Source organism: Mesorhizobium sp. M0106, from assembly GCF_040322715.1.
Taxonomy (GTDB): domain Bacteria; phylum Pseudomonadota; class Alphaproteobacteria; order Rhizobiales; family Rhizobiaceae; genus Mesorhizobium.
The window spans coordinates 1-886 of record NZ_JAMYUA010000131.1 but is presented as its reverse complement, the minus strand read 5'-3'; the positions used below and the strand labels follow the sequence as shown (position 1 = coordinate 886).

Here is an 886-nt window from a genome sequence, read left to right as displayed (position 1 = left end):
AGCGCTTTGAAGCGGCTCAATCGGGACGAAGATCTTTCGATCCTTGTCGCCGAGCAGAATTCGGCAGTGGCGCTGAAATATGCCGACCGCGCCACCGTGCTCGAAAACGGAAAGAGCGTGCTGGAAGGGTCGGCCGCCGACCTGCGCCAGCGCGACGACATCAAGACCTACTATCTCGGCGGCACGCCGCTTCCATCGCAACATTTTCCCCAGGAGACCGCAGCATGACCATCCAATCGAAGCAGCCGTCCGATACTCGCAGCGCCGTCCCTCCGGTCGAGCGTCCGTCGGCCAGAGCGCATGTCATCAAGACCGATGCCGAGGCGATCGCTGTGGCGGAAAAACTGGCCGCAGACTTCGCCAAGGACGCCTCCAGGCGGGACCGCGAGCGCATCTGGCCGAAGGAAGAGCTCGATGCGTTTTCGCAGAGCGGCCTGTGGTCGATCAACGTGCCGAAGGCCTATGGCGGACCGGAACTCTCCTATGTGACGCTGTCGAAGGTGATCACCATCATCTCGGCGGCCGATCCGTCGCTCGGCCAGATTCCGCAGAACCATCTCGGCGTCGTCGCCGCCATCCGCACCGTCTCTGACGAGGCCCAGAAGCAGTTGCTCTTCGCCGAAGTTCTGTCCGGCACGCGGTTCGGCAACGCGTTCTCGGAATTCGGCTCCAAGCGGGCGGCCGATTTTGAGACCAAATTCGTCGACGCTGGCGACCACGTCGTGGTCAATGGCCAGAAATTCTATTCAAGCGGCGCGCTGCTCGCCCATCTGGTGCCGATCGTGGCGCTCGATGACGAGGGCCGGGCCTGGTATGCCATCGCCGATCGCGGCGCGCCCGGACTGACGGTCATCGACGACTGGTCGAGCTTCGGCCAGAAGACGAC

1 protein-coding gene and 1 pseudogene are annotated in these 886 nt (G+C 63.2%); both read left to right on the top strand.

Going from position 1 to position 886, the window contains the following annotated elements:
• Nucleotides 1-228: pseudogene (locus NKJ55_RS35425) on the top strand (hypothetical protein); the annotation flags it as partial.
• A partial coding sequence (locus tag NKJ55_RS35420) for an acyl-CoA dehydrogenase family protein (protein ID WP_352453930.1) occupies nucleotides 225-886 on the top strand: 662 nt, incomplete at its 3' end. The pseudogene NKJ55_RS35425 and the gene NKJ55_RS35420, both read left to right, overlap by 4 nt.